Here is a 17,451-nt window from a genome sequence, read left to right as displayed (position 1 = left end):
ACAGGGTCGTAGCCATCCACCACCGCAACAAGCTACTCTCTCGCTCTAACAAACAATAATAAAGCTGGAGTCGTTGCTTGCTTGATTTGACTACGCTGATGCTGGTTTTGGCACTGACAACTGCAACGGCGGTGATTTGTCTGCTGGTGGCAGCTGCGCTGAACCCTCGCGTTCCCGCCATTCGCTTTTGGGCAATCGGCCTAACCGTTGTTGTTCTGGGTGCCTTGCTGCAATCCGCCCGTGCGGTTATACCACTCTGGATCAGTGCAGCGGTCATCACCCAGGGCTATTTCCTGCTCTGGTGGGGCGCACGCTGCCATCGCCTGGGCCATGGTGCAGGCGGATTCTGGCAGGTCACCGGTGCTCTATTGGTGTGCCAGAGCACCGTATTCTACTTTCTGCAGGATTCGCTCCGGTTCAGCATCATCACCCATAGTGCCATCGTCATAACCGTTGCTGCACTTATGATCGGCGAAGTCGTGCGCGTCCGACGCAGTCAGCGGACCCTTACCTACGCCTGGTGCGGCATCTGGTTGATGCACGGAGCGCTCTATTTCCGCCGTCTGTTGCTGTACAGCTTTGACCCGCTCTATGCCAGCGTCACCACCTTCGAACAAGGGGAGGCGGTGGAAGCGCTCAACTATCTTGAAGGCATCGTCTTCATCTATGCCTTTACCATGATCTGCATAATGTTCCTGCTACGCAGCCTGCAGGATGAGCTCAAAACGCAGGCCATGCACGATCCGCTGACGTTGCTGTACAACCGCCGCGCCTTTGAGCAGGCCGCACGGCAGCGGCTGGAAGACAACCGGCACTCAGGCGAGCATGGGGTTCTGCTCCTGCTTGACCTGGATGAGTTCAAAGCGGTGAACGACAACCATGGGCACGCTGCGGGCGATGCTGTGCTGGCTCGATTTGCCGAAGTGCTGCGTAACGCAGCGCGAGAGCAAGACCTCACGTGCCGTTTTGGCGGCGAAGAATTTCTCCTGATGCTTTCCAACTGCGACATGGCCCAGGCTAGGCAACTGGCCGAACGTATTCGCGAGGTATGGGAGCAACAGACCATTCAGGCGGGAGAACCCGTCATAACCAGCACTGTATCCATCGGTTTTGCGCCGGTTCCGGCAGATACAATGCTATCGCTGCACGAACTGGTCGAACGGGCAGATCAGGCGCTTTACCAAGCCAAACAGCAAGGACGAAATCGCTGCTGCAGCTGGCCGCTCCTGGTAGCCGACATGCAACACTGAGCGACACCATCGGCAAGCGATTATTTCACGCAGACATCTTGCCTTTATCTACTCTGTTCAATAGAGTGCTTTGCACAAGAACAAACGAGCTGGATACCAGTCATGCCGCCTTCAAGAGAGGAAGCGGCGCAGGCGCTGCGCGAAATCAGTAACGTGCAGGCGCGTGTCGCCGGATTTCAGGATTATCGATTCGAAGCAAGCCAACTGATTGTCTGGGGGTTGCTGAACATCATTGGTTGTATCGGCAGCGCGCTGTTTGCTGATCACCTCCTATTGATCTGGTTAGCTGTCGTGGTTGTTGGCCTGGTGCTGGGTGTTGCCATGGCTATCCGCGGTGCCCCGACCGTGCCCGGCGTTGTCTGGCGTTACCTGCTGGTTATCCTGTCTATTTTGCTGTTCGATATTCTGCTGCACTGCATTTTCTGGCCACTGTCGCCACGCCAGGGCAGCATGATTGTGCCGCTGTTCGTGGCCACCATCTACATCGTTCGCGGTGCCCAATCCCGTCCCCGATATATCGCCATCGGTGCCATCCTTGCGCTGCTCTGTACCCTGAGCTTCCTGTTTGCCGGTGACGGCTACTGGTATTGGCTGGCAGTCGCCTGGGGCGGCACCTTTGTGATTTCAGGCCTCTGGCTGCGGAGGTGCTGATGCAGTCACCAAACGACCTCATCCATCAGCCAGTGCGCCTCAAGATCATGGCCGCGCTGAATACGCTGTCGTCGGATCAATGGCTGGAATTTGTCTCGCTCAGATCGATTGTTGACACCACTGACGGTAACCTTGGCGCGCACCTCAATACGCTCGAGGCCGCTGAGTACGTTCGAATCAAAAAGGACTTCGCAGGAAAGAAGCCGCGTACGCGGGTCTGCCTCAGCACCAAGGGACGTGCCGCGTTCGGCCAGTACGTTGCCGAATTGCACGCCATTCTGGCGCCTCAGAACCTGGATACCTGATACGGCATCGCACCAGACTCACCTTACAACATCAAAAAAACTGGAGTTGGTATGGATATTCGTTCGTTCTCTCACACCACAGGGCGCTGGCAACAACGTCTGCGCACCCTGTCCTTGCTGGTCCTGCTGATCGCTGGCGGCGGAGCCACCAGTTTCGTTCTTGCGCAGGCAGAAGACCAGTCAGCGAGTGCCCAGCCATCAGCCGATGTTGCGACGGCAAGTGCCCCAGCGGCGCCTGCTACGCAGGAGGTAACGCAGGCATCGGGTGCAGAGACTCCGGCACAGCCGACTGCTTCGTTTGGTGTGCGCGAAATGTACGAACAGGCCGACCCTCTGGTGAAGTCGGTGATGTTGCTGCTGGTTCTGTGCTCGGTACTCACCTGGGGCGTCCTGTTCGAAAAGATATTTGTGTTCGGCTCCGCCCGACGTCGCAACAAGCGCTTCCTGGCGGCTTACCGTGCCGGGCAGGTTGAGCAGCTTGGCGAGCAACTTGAGTACAGCGCGATGGGGCGCATGTGGAAAGCCGCCCAGGCGGAGCTGAGTCACTATCGTAAGCTGCAGGGGGACGGTGCTGACGCCGACCGGGTCAACCGGTTGCTGCAACGCCTCGCTCTGACCGCAGGTATCGTCCAGGAGCGCGACCTGGCCCGCATGGGGACGATGATGGGGGTACTTGCGACTATCGGCGCCACCGCACCCTTCATCGGCCTGTTCGGCACCGTCTGGGGAATCCTCAACAGTTTTGCCAGTATCGCGACCCTAAAGTCTGCGAGCCTGGCGGTTGTCGCGCCTGGTATTGCCGAGGCGCTTCTGGCCACTGCGCTGGGGCTGTTTGCCGCGATTCCAGCGGTGATGATCTTCAACAAGTTCGCACGTGACATCAACGGCTTCGTTGGCGCGCTGGACAACTTCTCCGCCGAGATGATTGCCGGCGTGTCGCGTCAACTGGACGAAGGACGCTGATATGGGCATTCAGCTAAATTCCGGGCCGCTGGTAAAGCGGCACAACTACCAGGAAAACGCCGAAATGAACATTACGCCCTTCGTGGACGTAATGCTGGTGCTGCTGATCATCTTTATGGTTGCCGCACCGCTGGCGACCGTGGACGTGCCGGTTGACCTGCCAAGCAACGCTGCTGCGCCAAACCCGCCGCCGGAGGAGCCAGTGTACGTCAGCGTGCAGGCTGATGGCCGGCTGTATGTGCAGGAACAGTCGGTTGCGCTCGGTGAGCTAGCTGCGGGTGTCAACCTGGTCACCAACGGGGATGTGCGTACCCGATTATTTCTGCGCGGCGACAAGTCGGTTGAGTACGGCACCCTGATGCAGGTCATGAATACCTTGCAAAAAGCCGGATACGGGCAAATCAGCCTGGTCGCTTCGGAAGAACTGGAGCCCTGATGAGCGCCTATCGAGAACGCAGTAGCTGGCCGTTCAGGCTGCTCGTGGTCCTGATTGCCATCGGTTTGCATATTGGACTGCTGGCATGGCTGCAAGGCGCGCAGTTTCGTCATCAGGCCCCTCCAACTGCGCCGGAGACGATCGCTGTGGATCTGTATGTCCCGCCACCGCCCCCTCCGGAACCCGAGCCCGAGCCCGAACCGGAGCCCGAACCGGAGCCTGAGCCTGAGCCTGAGCCAGTAGCGGAGCCGCCGCCTAAGCCGGTGGTTCAGAGGCCCACACCACCGCCCGCCGCGCCACCCAAACCTCGAGGGCCACCGGTACACAGTTTTGGAGCCAACCAGCAGTGGGCGGCTCCACCCAGTCCGCCGCCAACCGCCGCCAGTACGCGAGGGCGAATGGCTCCCTCTGGCTACGCGGATACGGTAAAGGGCAGGGTGATCGCGAACCTACAGCGACCAGAGGGCGCGGTCTACAAGCCGCCGCCAGGCTACAACGGCGATCCGAATGACTTCAAGCGCCACTGTTACATCCCCTACGAAATTACGGTGGATGGCCGTGGGCAAATGGTTGGCTTTGAGATCGACCCTTGTGGCGACGAGGTGCTCGATCAGGCAGCCCGCCAGGCGATTCGGCGAGCAGGCCCGTTTCCGCCGCCTCCAGGTGGCGGGGAAGGGCGTTACACCATTTACGGAACAGCTATTTTTCTGGACTGATTACGGAGTATTGGCATGTTGAACCCATCGCGTATCGCCCTGGCAGTGAGTGTGATTCTTCTATCCGCCTGCGCCAGTGCACCGGTTCCGCCCAAACCCAAGCCAGACCTGACGCCCCGTCTCTCTGCGCTGCCAGCACCGGGACGTGCCAGCTTTGATTGCAGTGGGGCGCTGCCGGAAGTGCATCGGCAGATTTGTGCCAACGATGCGTTGGCGGCGCAGGATCGTGCCTTGGCGTCGCTGTTGCACAAACGGATCGACAATCTGGACCTGCCAGGTGCACTGGTTCTTGAGGCCAATCAACGCCAGTGGCTTCTCGCACGCGCTGGCGCATGTGGCTTGGGTACCGAGATAGGTACCGCCATGCCATCGAACCCGGATGCACAAGCGTGCCTGGCCAGCCTCTATCGGCAACGTATCGCCGAGCTGCGCAGTTGGCCTGAGCCAGAGGCCGGTGCCAGCTCACAGCGCCATGCCTGGGCAAGCTATGCGGAGTTCCGGTTGGCCGAGGATCTGCGCCCCGGATTTTGCAGCGCGGTCGGTTCGGCACTGAATCGCGCGCTGGCGACCGACGGGCAGGCAAACATTGAGGCACTAACCGGCGCAACCCTACTGGCAGGTAGCCACGCCGACAAGACCGAGACCAGCGCCGACGGACATCGCTACCGCGTAGAGCTATATAACGCCGGCCTGTATGCTGGGTACCAGCAGCGGGCTCGGGGCTTGCTGGTGGATGACCGGGTTGTAATGGACCATCGCACCATGCCGGCCTGGATCGCGAAGCAGCCCGGTTACGGTGGCCGAGCCAATGCCTCCTCGTCACAGACCAGCGACTACGGCAGCATTGATCTGTTCAGCTATCAAGGCGAGACGCTGGCACTGGTGAATGAAACATGGGGGTTCTATTCGCCTGCCGCCCGCGGCGAGTCTGCCTATGCCGGAGTCTATGCGCTAGGTAATGAGCTCAAGCCTCTATGCCTGTTCCAGAGTTATCTCACCCCGCCGCGCACTGATAATCTCCGTGGTCTGCCAACCTACGCCCAATTGAACAGCGAACTCGAACAGCTTGCCGGTGATCCGTTGCCGGGCTACGCGCAAAGTGATCGCAGGGACCTGTTCCAGCGTTGGAAGGAGCGCCAGTGGACGCTGCTGAACCTACCCCTGTTGGGCGTGGACGAATACCGACGCAGCGGACGCGAGGCCGCCATTGCCGTGCGCAACGACGCCGCAATGGAGCAATTTTTCCTCTGGTCGGAACGCAACCTGGGCAACAAGCAGCGCTATCGGCAGCTAATGCCTCTGCTGGCACCAGCGCATCAGGAGCTGCAAAGCATGTTTGCCGCTCAGGGGCTAACCGCCGATGAAGCCACACTTGCGGCCGCTCTGCTGTTCCATGAAACCTTCGCACGAACCATGGAAAACCTGCAGGTGCCCGATCAGTTGCCAGCGATGCCGCCGGCGCCATTTGCCCGCTATCAAGCGCGCTACGCCATTGCACCTCAGCCCGGTGCTCTGGAGCAGGGACGGCAGTTTGCCACGCTGCACAGCGTTGTCCTCAACGGTGCACCACTCAACGTAGTAGCCGACTTCATTGACTACGAAACCGACGTATTGGGCAGCAATCGCGGCATCGGGCCGGACGGGGATACCGCGTTGATGGCAGCGGTAGCGAGCCCGGAAACGCTCTCGCTATTGCTGCGCCGCGGCTTTGATGTCAATGCGCGCAACCAGTGGGGGCGCACCGCATTGATGACAGCCGCACAGAATGGCGAAAGCGAGTCAGTTCGGCTGCTGCTTGCTGCCGGTGCCCAACTGCATGCCGAAACCCGCGCGACCGCCAATGCAGGAGTCGGTGGCCCTGATCGCAGGGAAGCTGCCAGCGGTCGACAAACAGCCCTGCTGCTGGCTGCTAATAGCGGTGATGAGGCGACCATACGGGCGTTAATGGACGCCGGCGCCATGCGTCAGGCTTGGCGTGGCTACGATGAGCAAATCTGCCGGGCTGTTGCGGTAAACAGTAACCTGAGCGAAAGTCAGCGCTCCGCCTTCAAGAACTCCGAGCTGTGTGCGTCCACCTATGCACCATTACCGGTGAGCGCCCAGAGTACGGTTGATATTCGCGCAGGTGATGAACTGATCATCAGAGAGGACGGTCAGAACTATCCGATCCAACTGATTCGGCGTCCAGAAATGACGCTGTTTGGCAGGCCGACTGAAATTGCGCCCCAAAACCTGACGTCTGATGTCGGCCCGCTGGCAATCAACGTTGCAACTACCGCGACCCGTCGAGCCAAGGTTCGCGTCGCAGGGCCGTTGAATTTGGTGTTCGACGACCTGAGCACTAACACGCCTGATATGCTGCGTTTTCTAGTCAGCTTCCCGGTCACCGGCTCGCCGGTGACTCAGCCCGGCTATCGGGTGGTACAAGCACCGGAGCAACAGGTACTGAGTCTGGAGTTTGACCCGCAGCAGCATCAGGTCGAGGCGGCATGGCGTGCGTTGTACAGCGCTGCCTATACTCAAGGCCTGAAACCCGGGAAAACGGGGTATGTCGTGATCGACAACCGCGGTAGCCGTCGCGTCAGCTACCACCTACGGGTTACCGATCAGTACGAGGAACAAGATAACTAGCCGCCGGTCTGGCCGGGCAGGGCGGCGACACGGACCAGGATGTATCCATGTTGCGACAGCTCTTGCTGGTCGCCGCAGCCTGTCTCATGACGGGCTGCGCGACCGCTGGTATGACCCACGACGAATTGCCAACGTACTACTTGCCAGCAGATCCTGCGAGCAAACTGAGCCGCTATCTGGACAGCCAGAGGCCTGAAGACCCGGATAAGTCGGGCTTCATTCTGCTGCACAACGGTTCAGACGCACTAGCCGCGCGTATCCGCCTGATCGACATGGCCGAGCGCAGCCTCGACATCCAGTACTACATCTATAACACCGACACCACTGGTGGCCTGCTCACCGAGCATCTGCTCAAGGCTGCAGATCGTGGTGTTCGCGTGCGGCTGCTGATCGACGACGTTGGCGCCAGCCTGGAAGACGTCAAAGTCGCCACTGTGGACCTGCATCCCAATATCGATGTCCGCCTGTATAACCCGCTGAGCCTGCGCAGCGAATGGGCAAAGATATTCAGCAAATTAGGTGAGTTCGGGCGGATCAATTACCGGATGCACAACAAGGTCATCGTTGCCGACAACACCGCGCTGATCACTGGCGGCCGCAACATCGGCGATGAGTATTTCGCGTTGACGGATATCGACTTCCAGGATGTCGATGTTATCGGCATAGGGCCGATCGCCGCCCAGGCGTCCGACAGTTTCGACAACTTCTGGAATAGCGGAATTGCCATTCCGATCAATGCCATGGCCGAGGACCGGAACGCGGATGACCTGGCTCGAATGCGCGCCAACCTGGGCTCTATAAGCCGTCAAGCTGCGCGCAACCCGTATCTGAGAGCGGTAGGCCGCTCCCGGTTCCTGACCGGTCTGGATGGCAGTGCTCTGGACTGGCATTGGGGCAATGCCAAGTGGTTTTACGATGACCCGTCGAAGTCGGATCCTCACAGTGACGGTAACAAGGTCGCGTTTCTGGGCCGCAGCCTGATCGAGCCGATTAGTCAGACCGAAGAGGAGCTACTGCTTACATCTGCCTACTTCGTGCCACGTCAGGGCGGCGAAAAAATGCTGTTGAGTCTGATCGAGCGTGGCGTGGATGTCTCCCTGCTAACCAATTCGCTGGCTACCACGGACGTGCTGGCGGTACATAGCGGCTACGCCAAGTCGCGTGAACCGCTGCTTGAGGGCGGCATGAAGCTCTGGGAACTGAGGCCGATTGCCGGACAGCAGGAACGCGCGAGTCCGTTCCTCGGTGAGTCTCTTGCCAGCCTTCACGCCAAAACCTTTGTTTTTGACCGCCAGGCGGTATTTGTCGGATCGGTCAACCTGGACGCACGCTCAATCCTGCTCAATACCGAAGCCGGTGTATTCATCGAAAACCCGGAGCTGGCGCAGGAAATGGTTGAGCTGTTCCAGCGTTGGACTTCAGAAGACTACGCCTTCAGAGTGGATCTTGATGATCGCGGCGATCTGCGCTGGCGCGCAGAAGGCCAAACCTGGGATACCGAGCCGGACGCAGGGCTATTCCGCCGTTTCATGAGCTGGACCCTCGGCTGGTTGCCCCTGTCGGGTCAGCTCTGAAGCCGCTTCAGGCCCGTCCAGCCAGCCAGCTACGAACAGCGGCCAGGTAAGCACTGCCACAGCGTGCCACCTCGCTGGAGTCGCAGCTTTCAACCGCCTGATGCAATGACTCCAACGGTTCGGCCACTGTCGTAGCGGGTGTACCCAGCTGCAGCAAGTCGCTCTCCAACTGATAGCTCAGTTCATCGAGCTGGCTCAGCGCGTGTTGATCCAGCGGCTGCCCGAGAATCTGTTGCAGTGACTGGCTGTGTACGCTCAGCTGCATCACTGCCGCCTGCACGGGGGAGAGTAACGCCGGAGCCGTATTTCCCAGGGCGGCCGGCGCCATCATGCTGACGGTAAGGCTGACGGGTATCAGATACACTTTCATTGATGCTCTCTCGCTAATGACAATCAATCTCATTTGCGAGTTTAGCCATTCGCACATCGAATGCAATAGCGTTGAACGGACTTTTTGTCGCAGTCAGAGCAGTGGGCTAAGGAAGAACATCATCCGTTCAACCACCCGTGCAGCGCGCGAGCGAGTCTGCCACTGCTCCAGCTCCAGAGACTGACTATCCGCAAGGTAGCCCTCCAGCAAGCGCTTGATGGCGGCGCAGCCCTCTGGCGAAAACAGCGTGACCGTCAGCTCGAAATTGAGCTGCAAACTGCGAATATCCAGATTTACGCTGCCGACCAGCGCCAGTTGGTCATCCATGAGCATCGCTTTGGTATGTAGCAAACCACCACGAAACAGATAGATCTCGCCGCCGGCCTGAAGAAAGCGCTCGTAGTAGGCTCGGCTTGCCCAGCCGACAAGGTGCGAGTCGTTTCGCTCAGGCACCAGCACCTTGACTCTGACCCCACGCCGCGCTGCCTGGCACAGTGCGTCGAAAATTGCTTCCGATGGCACAAAGTAGGGCGTACTGATGACGATGGAATCATTGGCCCGGTAGATGCTGGACAGCACCGCCTGGCTGATCAGATCTTCCCCCATACCGGGGCCCGACGGCAGTATCGACAGCCATTTGTAGCAGTTGGGCGGGCTCGGCAAAGCAGGAGTGAGGCGGCGTACACCGGTTTCCACTTCCCAATCCCAGGCAAAGACCTTGTCTAGCCCACGAGCAGCCGGCCCGTCCAGCCGTAGCATGATGTCGACCCACTCTCCGACCTTGGCTTCGCGCTTGAAATAACTGGGGTCCGCCATATTCATCGACCCGGTGTACGCCAGATGTCCGTCGATGACAATCAGCTTGCGATGCAACCGCAGGTCTATACGCTGTGCCAGAGCACGCCAGGGTCGCACTGGCAATGCCGGTACAACTTCTATTCCTGCGTCGATAAAACGCTTGCGCCAACTGGAACGGAAAAAGGGCCGGCTGCCGGCGTGGTCTATCAGCAACGACACCTTGACGCCACGCGTGCTGGCTAAGATCAGCGCTTCGCCGAGTTCATCCACGCGTCCCCCGGGGTACCAGATGTAGGTTTCCAGGTGAATGCTCTGCTCAGCGTTGGCGACGTCCTTGCACAAGCGGCTGAAGATAGTCTGCGGCGTGTCGAGCAGCTCCATCTGCTGATAACCCAGCGCGCCGATGCCCAACCGGGTCTCGATCAGTTGACGAATACCCTGTACCAATGAACCACCGGGCAAGGGCGCGTTCACGGTTCGGAAATCTTCAGCGATACTCTGAAGAAACGGCTCAACCATGGCTTCGGCCCGCCGGGCGCGCTGACGGCCCAGATTCAACTCGCCGAGCATCAGATAGAGGATGGCGCCGACCAGCGGCAGGATATAGATGACCAGCAGCCAGGAAAGGGTAACGCTGACCGGGTTACGACGACCGATGACCCGAAAGGTGACCACGGCAGTAAAAAGCCAGTAGAGTACCGCTAGGGCAATGCCGATGATGTGTTCGATGTAGCTCATGCGGATTGAACAGAGTGCTGTCCAGATGGCCAAACCCGAAATCTAGCAGCAATTGTACTCCTCGTTAAGAACAACCAGTCTTGAGATTCTCACCGCATGTTGCCATTTTCCTTTATTGACCGTTTGCGTTATTTGGTCGAGCGCCAGTTTGTAAAGGGCGCGCACTACCAATTGCTGGTAGTCGCCGCGTTCATCGCGTTGATTTCCCTGCTCGGCGGCTGGCTGGCGTGGCCTACCGGCGGTGATGACAGCTTTGCGGATTCGGTTTGGTGGGCGTTTCTGCGTCTGACCGATCCAGGCTACCTTGGCGATGATCAGGGTACCTGGCGGCGTATTGTGTCCACCGTGCTAACCCTGAGTGGCTATGTGGTGTTTCTCGGCGCCCTGGTCGCGATCATGACGCGCTGGTTGATCGCCATGATGGTCAAGCTTGAACAGGGGCTGACCCCGGTGACCGTCAGCGGACACATCGTCATTCTTGGCTGGACCAACCGGACAATTCCGCTTGTGCAGGAAATTCTTGATGTTAATGGCGGCATCCAGCGCCTGCTCAAGGCGCGCCTGACCAAGCGTCTGCGACTGGTTATTCTGGCCGAAGAGGTCACCGCAGAACATATGCACGAACTCCGCGCAGTGCCGTTGATTCGCAGGCACATGAGCAACATCATTTTGCGTTCGGGCACCGCCCTGCAACCTGAAGATCTGGACCGGGCGGCCTGCCTGCAAGCGGCGGTGGTATTGATTCCCGGACGCACCCAGAGTGCCGGCTCGCTGGTCAGCAGCGATGTCGAGGCGATCAAGGCTTTGCTCACACTGCAGGCGCAGGCCCATCGTCACGGAATCACACCGCCCTATGTGGTCGCTGAAGTGGACGACAGTCGCAAGCTGGCTGTTATGCAGCGTGCTTACTCTGGCCCGCTGGAGGTGCTCGCCAGTGATGCCCTGGTCAGCCGGTTATTCGCCCAGTCGATTGTCCATCCCGGGCTGCCGGAGCTGTTTGGCGAGGTCATGACCGTCCACGAAGGCAATGAGTTCTACATTCGCTCGACCGATAACTGCATAGGACAAACCCTTGCCGATATCGGTAGCCGAACCCCGCAGGCGATTGTCTGCGGTCTGATGCGGCCGACCGGGGGAGGTTGGAGGACCTGGCTGAACGCGCCTAGCGATGAAGTCATCCGGAACGGTGACAAGCTGGTCATGCTGGCACGCGCCTACGAACATGCAGAGCCCCCTAAGCAGCAGAGCGAGGTTCTGGCTCGGGCACTTCAACGCCCCTCCGGAGCGCTGCGGCACCGCAACGCTGCCGGCGGATTGCGTCGGCTACTGGTGCTGGGCTGGAATCGACGCGTTCCCGCATTACTGAACGAGCTGGCCAGCTATACCGATTATCGGTTTGAAGTGCACAACGTAGCGGTTGTGAAGGCTGCGGACCGGCAAGCAATGGTCGCCAGCTACAGCGCCGCCGCCTCAGGTATCGAGTGCCATTACACCGACGCTGACTATATGGTTGAAGGTGCGCTTGGCGATCTGACGGAGGAACGTTTCGACAGCATTATTCTGGTTTCGTCTGATCGTCTGGATAGCGGCGAAGAAGCTGACGCTCGCGCTATGGTCGGCTATCTAATCGTCGATGAGCTCCTGCGCGAGCGCGCCTCTCGGCCGCAGATTCTGCTCGAGCTGAGTGATCCTGCGAACGAGAGCCTGGTGGTGCGTAAGCGCGGCGAGACCATTGTCAGTCCGATGATTCTCAGTCATTTAATGGCGCAGATTGCGCAGCGGCGCGAGCTGGGGCTGATGTTCGAGGAACTGCTGACTGCCGGCGGACCGGAGCTAGTGGTCCATGATCAGCAGCGCTATCCAATGCAGAGCGTAACCACCTTCGCCGATCTTGAAGCCGTGGTCGCATTGCAGGGAGATACCGCATTGGGCGTGTATCGTGTTCGTGCTGACGAGGAGGGGAAACGCCTGCAGCTGAATCCCCAGCGGGACAAACCGTTGCGGCTCTCCGAGGGAGACCAGTTGGTCGTGCTGACAACCCTGCCAGAGATCGCCTAAAGGCAATTCTCCGGCTTGGGTAGCCCTGCGATCTTGCTACCCAGTTTTGCCGGGCTGCCAGGAAACAGACTCAGCAGATACATGCTGTTGCCCTTGTCCTTGCCCAGCTCTTGGCCGACAAACTTGACCAGCGGCCGCATGGCAGGCGACAACTGGAAGGTCTGATAGAAACGCCTCAGCAGTAGAACCACCTCCATGTGCGCGTCGGTCAGTTCGATGCCCTCGCGCTTGGCGAGGGCATGGGCCACAGCTTCAGACCAGTCATCCAGCGCCACCAGGAAGCCCTCCTTATCCAGCGGGACCACACGCCCGTCAGCATTGATGAAGTCGTTCACCAGCTCAGTACCTTGTCGTAGAGCGTGCAAATCTCAACCATCCCCGGATAGTCAATCAGCTTGACCCGTGCCGGCAGATCATCAATCGCCAGCCCGCGTGCCAGTACGTCGGATTCCAGTGCAAACAACTTGATACTCGCTGGCAGCAACTGCATGGCGTTTACCGCGCTTGTGCGCGGCAGCAACGCGTAGACCGCGTCCTCGATCAGCAAAAGACCTTGCTCTGGGCCGATTACTCGCAGACTGCTGGCAAAATGGGTGTCGTCCTGCGGCGCATGCCGCAGCAGATGTAACAGGGTAGACCTCATAGGGTAACCACCTGATCGTGATGCTCCAGCAAGGTTGCAATCTCCGAGCTATCCACTGCTTTGCAGTTGAGTACAAAGCGACCAGGCTGTAGCCCACGTTCGGCTAGAGAGTGGTGGCAGACAAACAGGTCTTCAACACCGAACATTGGCAGGGCTTGCAGGTTGGATGCGACGGGCTTCTGCTCGATCAGCGTCGATTCCTGGCCGGGCAGTAGCTGCAGCACACCGGCGTCCATAAACAGCATACTGACCGGAACGCCAAATGCAGCAGCTGCCAACGCCAGATCCAGCGCTTCGCGTGCGGCAATCGAGGTCGGCGGCTGGCGGCTGATCACCAGCAGGCTTCTCAGTTCAGGTTCCAAAAGTCACCGCCCGGTCCGCAGTCTGCAGAGCATCAACCCATTGCCCAAGTCCGGACAGCGCCCAGGGCGAGCCGGTATTCGCCGCCGGTCGCTCCCAGCGATCGGCTTCTGCCTCGTTCAGAACGCCTCGACGCAACGCCGCAGCGATGCAAACTACTGCATCAAGGTCATGTTCCGAGATAAAGGCGCTCCAACTGCGGGCGAGGTCGCACTCGTCCTGCGGCTGCACGCCCAAAGTGGATGCGAGATGAACGGCATCACGATAAAAAAACAAGCGGCTGATCTGGTGACCGCTGGCAAGCACCGCCTCGGCAAATTTCAAGGCGCTGCGAGCGGCAGGGTCTTGGGGGCCAGCCAACAGGGCAATAGCAAACTTCATAGTCTCTGGCTCGTAAACAAAATGGCCCGCCAAAAGGCGGGCCATTGAGTATAACGCAGCGTCTGGGTTCAGTCGTCGCTGAAGATGCCCAGCAGCTGGAGCAGGCTGAGGAACAGGTTATAAATCGATACAAACAGGGTGATGGTTGCCATGATGTAGTTGTCTTCACCACCGTGGATGATTGCACTGGTCTGATACAGAATCACCGCCGAGGAGAACAGCACAAAGCCGGCGGAAATAGCCAGTTGCAGGCCGCTGATCTGGATAAACAAACTGGCAACTACTGCGCACATCAGAACGATACAGCCTGCCAGGATGAAGCCCGACAGGAAGCTGAAATCCTTGCGACTAAGAATCGCATAGGCCGACAGACCAAAAAATACGACTGCCGTCATACCCAGTGCCATCGACACCAGTTGCCCGCCATTGGGCAGCGACAGGTAGGCGTTCAGGATCGGCCCAAGGGTATAGCCGAGGAAGCCTGTGAAGGCGAAGGTGCTGACCAGTCCCCAGGCTGAGTTACGCAGTTTTGTGGTCAGAAACAGCAAACCGTAGAAGCCAACCAGTGTCACGATGATGCCTGGGTAGGGCAGATTCAGGCTCATGGACACGAAGGCAACCACGGCGCTGAAAGCCAACGTCATGGCCAGCAGCGTGTAGGTATTCCGGAACAGCTTGCTGACTTCTGCTTCGCTGACGCCAGCGTGTTGAAGGGTAGTGTTGTGTTCCTGCATGTTCATGTACAGCTCCTGTATCGGAAAGCAAAAATCCGTTGGTAGGCCTCGATCATACGGCTTGATCACAGCAAATCAAGCAGCGCAGCGCATCGAACTATTTCTATTCATGTTGACGAACTCACAGCGTTACAGTTCACACCGATAGTGCGCGCTGAATCACGTCATCCAGCATGTTGAGCAACTTCTTCTCCTCAACCGGCTTATCGAGCCAGGCAAGGCACGGATCGTTATCACCGTGGAGCAGGCGCTGACCTTCATCGCAGTAGGCTGACACCACCAGGATGGGCATTCGCCCGGTTAGCGGCTCGGCACGCAATTCACGAATAAGATTAAGGCCGTGACCGTCCTGCAGGCGCAAATCGGTTACCAGCGCGTCAAACCGTTCCTGCTGAAGCAACAGCTGGGCACCATGCAGCGATATGCTGGTGGTCGGGATGTAGCCAGCTCGACGCAAAACCAGCGCAATGAAATCCGCAATCATCGGGTCGTCATCCACCACCAGCACCTTTCGCTTGGTGTTATTCGGCGTGCTTTCCGGGAGCTCTTCAGTGGCACGCTCGGCTGGCAGACTCAGCCAAAAGCAAGCACCGTTTGGAGGCTCCGAAAAAAAGCCGACATCACCGTCCATCTGCTCCATCAGTTCTCGGGATATGGCAAGCCCGAGGCCGGTACCAGGCTGCTTGCGCTTGTCCGAGCCGTCGGCCTGAGCAAACTTGCCAAACACCTGATCCTGAAACTCGAATGGAATGCCTTCACCTTCGTCAGTGACGCTGACGCGAACCCGCTCGCCATCATGCAACACCTCAATCACCACCTGCGAACCCTCGGGCGAGAACTTGATAGCATTTGACAGGTAATTATTGAGCACTTGGTGCAGACGCATGCTGTCTACCCGCACCCAGACATCAGCAAAATCACGGCAGACAAGATCAATATTGCGGATGTCCGCGAATGCCCGGTTGGCAGACAACGCTTCCTCAACCAGTTCTCTGAGTGCGTAGGTGCGTATTTCAAACTTCATTTTGCCTGCCGCAAGCTTTTCCATATCCAGCAGGTCGTTGATCAGATGATTGAGACGCTGACTGTTGCTCTCGGCGATTTCCAACATTTTGCTCATCGCAGCGGGCACATCTCCCAGAGAGCCACTGTTGATGATAGCCAGCGCGCCGGAAATGGAGGTGAGGGGAGTGCGCAACTCATGGCTGACCGTGGAGACAAACTGGCTCTTCATCTGCTCGATCCGCTTCTGTTCGGTCAGATCAAGCATGGTACCGCTGGCCCTTAGAGCGACGCCCTCGTGGTCCCTTTGGATGGCCCCGCGCAACAAAACAGGCACCAGGTGTCCGGCCTTGTGACTTAACCGCACCTCAGCAGAAAACGCCATCTGATCAGAATAGATAGCATCGCGCAGCAGTTGCGTCAGGGCATGACGGTCATCCGGAGCCAGCAAGGACTGCCAGCGGTGCAGTGACTGTTCATCGCTGAGAGCCGGGTAACCAAGCATTTCCCAGGCACGCTCGGATGCGACAAAGCGCATTTCGGCAATATGGATATCCCACCAGCCGTCATTGCTGCCTTTCAGCACCAGGCGCTGCCGCTCCTCTGCCTGACGCAGGGCAGTGTTGCTGGCGCGTAGCTGTTTCGTCATGCGCCCGGCAAGCAATTCGGCTTGCTGCTTGCGCAGGGCGAGGAGGCTGGCCATGACAAACAGCAGCGAGCTGATACAGAAGCCGACGATGAACACCCAGAGACTGTTGTTGTAACGCTGGTCAAACGTCGGCGTACTGTTGAATTCAAGCTGCCAGTCACGCCCGTACAGACTCAGCTCAACGGTGCGTTGCAGACTCGCCACGTCGTCACCATTGGCGAGATCGGAAAACAGGACGGGGTTGTCCAGCCCGGCAGCAGTGTCGATTAGCCGATAACCGATACCGGGGGTGAGTGACCCGAGGATGCCGGACAACAGGTCGCCCATACGATAGGGGCTGTAGACAAAGCCCCGCAGCGCCGCCATGCGTTCATCCGGCGTATCGAGCAGCATTCCCTGCCGATAGACCGGCACGTACATAAGGATACCCGCCTGAACCAGACCGTGGGTTTCCTGCAAAAGCTTGACCGGCCCCGTTATTCGGGTGGTCGCCGTCTCAGCCGCGGCGCGCATTGCAGCGTGCCGGGTTGGTTCCGAGTACATGTCAAAGCCAAAGGCGGCGAGGTTTCTGCCTTCAAACGGCTCAAGGTAGACAATTGACGTGTATAGCAGGCGGTCGCCCTGAGGGTGGACCCGGAAGTCGGGAAAGCCTTCGCTGCGCACTTCCTGCTCAAAGCGCGCCAGCTCCTGTTCACGCAGGACTTTTGCGTAACCGACGCCGAGGATCCCGGGAAAGTTTTCAGCAAGACGCAGACGCTCTACCAGAATGCGCCACTCCTGACGCTGCACACTTGCGCTGGCATCCAATACGCCCGCGCCGCCAAGCAAAATCTGTTCGTGGTCGATCATGCGCTTGCGAATCGCGTCGGTAATATCGTCCGTCAACAGGACAAACTCGCGATTGGCGGCATCCGCTTCTCGGTCGATCAGATACACCCCGGCAAAAACGGTGCTCAGCAAGCCGATGAACAACACGAACCAGGAGATGCCATTCTGGTGACTGAAAACGGCTCTGGGGAACAGGCTGTTAGCCGAAGTTTGCTTGTTTTCTGTCATCCAAATGTCCGAGATGGGCGCAGCGCCAGCCCGAAGGCGAGCATTACCCGAATAATAATTGCTTGGGTGGTGCTACGCATAGGCCTGAACGGAATGACTTTTTAGCTAGGCGCGTTGGCGGCGCCCGTTGAGGCAC

Annotated in this window: 17 protein-coding genes; 9 read left to right on the top strand and 8 right to left on the bottom strand. The window is 58.7% G+C overall.

Annotated features, from left to right (window positions below):
* Positions 1 to 77: 77 nt before the first annotated feature.
* The 8 genes from ACKPCU_RS12275 to ACKPCU_RS12240 all read left to right on the top strand — a co-directional run bounded on the left by ACKPCU_RS12275 (position 78) and on the right by ACKPCU_RS12240 (position 8,526).
* The gene (locus ACKPCU_RS12275) at positions 78 to 1,250 is read left to right on the top strand and encodes a GGDEF domain-containing protein (RefSeq protein ID WP_321347044.1); all 1,173 of its coding nucleotides are present in this window, start codon (positions 78 to 80) and stop codon (positions 1,248 to 1,250) included.
* Between the two features lie 102 nt (positions 1,251 to 1,352).
* On the top strand, positions 1,353 to 1,901 hold the full coding sequence (locus tag ACKPCU_RS12270) for a hypothetical protein (RefSeq protein ID WP_321347042.1): 549 nt from the start codon (positions 1,353 to 1,355) through the stop codon (positions 1,899 to 1,901).
* Positions 1,901 to 2,206, top strand: a complete 306-nt coding sequence (locus tag ACKPCU_RS12265) for a winged helix-turn-helix domain-containing protein (protein ID WP_104738305.1) — start codon at positions 1,901 to 1,903, stop codon at positions 2,204 to 2,206. The genes ACKPCU_RS12270 and ACKPCU_RS12265 overlap by 1 nt, the downstream gene beginning before the upstream one ends.
* A gap of 51 nt (positions 2,207 to 2,257) precedes the next feature.
* Positions 2,258 to 3,169 carry a MotA/TolQ/ExbB proton channel family protein gene (locus tag ACKPCU_RS12260; protein WP_321347039.1) on the top strand — a complete coding sequence of 304 codons (912 nt, stop codon included), beginning with the start codon at positions 2,258 to 2,260 and terminating at the stop codon, positions 3,167 to 3,169.
* Between the two features lies 1 nt (position 3,170).
* Positions 3,171 to 3,605 carry a TonB system transport protein ExbD gene (exbD, locus tag ACKPCU_RS12255; protein WP_104738303.1) on the top strand — a complete coding sequence of 145 codons (435 nt, stop codon included), beginning with the start codon at positions 3,171 to 3,173 and terminating at the stop codon, positions 3,603 to 3,605.
* A 437-nt stretch (positions 3,606 to 4,042) separates the two neighbouring features.
* On the top strand, positions 4,043 to 4,321 hold the full coding sequence (locus ACKPCU_RS12250; RefSeq protein WP_321347036.1) for a TonB family protein: 279 nt from the start codon (positions 4,043 to 4,045) through the stop codon (positions 4,319 to 4,321).
* A gap of 15 nt (positions 4,322 to 4,336) precedes the next feature.
* Entirely contained in the window at positions 4,337 to 6,952 is a 2,616-nt protein-coding gene (locus ACKPCU_RS12245) for an ankyrin repeat domain-containing protein (protein WP_321347034.1), read from the top strand.
* Positions 6,953 to 6,999: 47 nt separating this feature from the next.
* Positions 7,000 to 8,526: a phospholipase D family protein gene (locus ACKPCU_RS12240; RefSeq protein WP_321347032.1), complete on the top strand. Its 1,527-nt coding sequence runs from the start codon at positions 7,000 to 7,002 to the stop codon at positions 8,524 to 8,526.
* A 7-nt stretch (positions 8,527 to 8,533) separates the two neighbouring features.
* Here ACKPCU_RS12240 and ACKPCU_RS12235 read toward each other — a convergent pair whose 3' ends face one another.
* Both ACKPCU_RS12235 and cls read right to left on the bottom strand, forming a co-directional pair.
* On the bottom strand, positions 8,534 to 8,896 hold the full coding sequence (locus ACKPCU_RS12235) for a DUF6746 family protein (RefSeq protein WP_104739594.1): 363 nt from the start codon (positions 8,894 to 8,896) through the stop codon (positions 8,534 to 8,536).
* Between the two features lie 93 nt (positions 8,897 to 8,989).
* On the bottom strand, positions 8,990 to 10,432 hold the full coding sequence (gene cls / locus ACKPCU_RS12230) for a cardiolipin synthase (protein ID WP_321347028.1): 1,443 nt from the start codon (positions 10,430 to 10,432) through the stop codon (positions 8,990 to 8,992).
* A gap of 96 nt (positions 10,433 to 10,528) precedes the next feature.
* Between cls and ACKPCU_RS12225 the strand changes: the two genes are divergently transcribed.
* Entirely contained in the window at positions 10,529 to 12,490 is a 1,962-nt protein-coding gene (locus ACKPCU_RS12225) for a CASTOR/POLLUX-related putative ion channel (protein WP_321347026.1), read from the top strand.
* On the opposite strand, the gene ACKPCU_RS12220 is transcribed toward ACKPCU_RS12225, so the two are convergent.
* From ACKPCU_RS12220 to ACKPCU_RS12195, 6 genes are all read right to left on the bottom strand, one after another.
* Complete coding sequence (locus ACKPCU_RS12220) at positions 12,487 to 12,825, bottom strand: TusE/DsrC/DsvC family sulfur relay protein (protein ID WP_229744375.1); 339 nt, start codon at positions 12,823 to 12,825, stop codon at positions 12,487 to 12,489. The genes ACKPCU_RS12225 and ACKPCU_RS12220 overlap by 4 nt on opposite strands.
* Entirely contained in the window at positions 12,822 to 13,133 is a 312-nt protein-coding gene (gene tusB / locus ACKPCU_RS12215) for a sulfurtransferase complex subunit TusB (protein WP_104739597.1), read from the bottom strand. The genes ACKPCU_RS12220 and tusB overlap by 4 nt, the downstream gene beginning before the upstream one ends.
* Positions 13,130 to 13,495, bottom strand: coding sequence for a sulfurtransferase complex subunit TusC (tusC, locus tag ACKPCU_RS12210; RefSeq protein ID WP_321347024.1), 366 nt, complete (start codon positions 13,493 to 13,495; stop codon positions 13,130 to 13,132). The genes tusB and tusC overlap by 4 nt, the downstream gene beginning before the upstream one ends.
* Complete coding sequence (tusD, locus tag ACKPCU_RS12205) at positions 13,485 to 13,874, bottom strand: sulfurtransferase complex subunit TusD (protein WP_321347022.1); 390 nt, start codon at positions 13,872 to 13,874, stop codon at positions 13,485 to 13,487. Before tusD ends, tusC begins: the two co-directional genes overlap by 11 nt.
* A 68-nt stretch (positions 13,875 to 13,942) precedes the next feature.
* A complete protein-coding gene (locus ACKPCU_RS12200; protein WP_104739632.1) occupies positions 13,943 to 14,608 on the bottom strand; it encodes a Bax inhibitor-1/YccA family protein in 666 nt (221 codons plus the stop codon).
* Between the two features lie 136 nt (positions 14,609 to 14,744).
* Complete coding sequence (locus tag ACKPCU_RS12195; RefSeq protein ID WP_321347020.1) at positions 14,745 to 17,315, bottom strand: hybrid sensor histidine kinase/response regulator; 2,571 nt, start codon at positions 17,313 to 17,315, stop codon at positions 14,745 to 14,747.
* Between the last annotated feature and the right edge of the window lie 136 nt (positions 17,316 to 17,451).

The organism is Halopseudomonas oceani (assembly GCF_963677335.1).
GTDB lineage: Bacteria > Pseudomonadota > Gammaproteobacteria > Pseudomonadales > Pseudomonadaceae > Halopseudomonas > Halopseudomonas oceani.
Note: the sequence above shows the minus strand (reverse complement) of the source record. Positions and strands in the feature narration are given on the sequence as shown.

Bases quoted from the DNA above. Each gene is read 5' to 3' on its own strand.
- ACKPCU_RS12270 (WP_321347042.1), top strand. From the start codon at position 1,353: ATGCCGCCTTCAAGAGAGGAAGCGGCGCAGGCGCTGCGCGAAATCAGT.
- ACKPCU_RS12265 (WP_104738305.1), top strand. From the start codon at position 1,901: ATGCAGTCACCAAACGACCTCATCCATCAGCCAGTGCGCCTCAAGATC.
- ACKPCU_RS12260 (WP_321347039.1), top strand. From the start codon at position 2,258: ATGGATATTCGTTCGTTCTCTCACACCACAGGGCGCTGGCAACAACGT.
- exbD (WP_104738303.1), top strand. From the start codon at position 3,171: ATGGGCATTCAGCTAAATTCCGGGCCGCTGGTAAAGCGGCACAACTAC.
- ACKPCU_RS12245 (WP_321347034.1), top strand. From the start codon at position 4,337: ATGTTGAACCCATCGCGTATCGCCCTGGCAGTGAGTGTGATTCTTCTA.
- ACKPCU_RS12240 (WP_321347032.1), top strand. From the start codon at position 7,000: ATGTTGCGACAGCTCTTGCTGGTCGCCGCAGCCTGTCTCATGACGGGC.
- ACKPCU_RS12235 (WP_104739594.1), bottom strand. From the start codon at position 8,896: ATGAAAGTGTATCTGATACCCGTCAGCCTTACCGTCAGCATGATGGCG.
- cls (WP_321347028.1), bottom strand. From the start codon at position 10,432: ATGAGCTACATCGAACACATCATCGGCATTGCCCTAGCGGTACTCTAC.
- ACKPCU_RS12225 (WP_321347026.1), top strand. From the start codon at position 10,529: ATGTTGCCATTTTCCTTTATTGACCGTTTGCGTTATTTGGTCGAGCGC.
- tusB (WP_104739597.1), bottom strand. From the start codon at position 13,133: ATGAGGTCTACCCTGTTACATCTGCTGCGGCATGCGCCGCAGGACGAC.
- tusD (WP_321347022.1), bottom strand. From the start codon at position 13,874: ATGAAGTTTGCTATTGCCCTGTTGGCTGGCCCCCAAGACCCTGCCGCT.
- ACKPCU_RS12200 (WP_104739632.1), bottom strand. From the start codon at position 14,608: ATGCAGGAACACAACACTACCCTTCAACACGCTGGCGTCAGCGAAGCA.
- ACKPCU_RS12195 (WP_321347020.1), bottom strand. From the start codon at position 17,315: ATGACAGAAAACAAGCAAACTTCGGCTAACAGCCTGTTCCCCAGAGCC.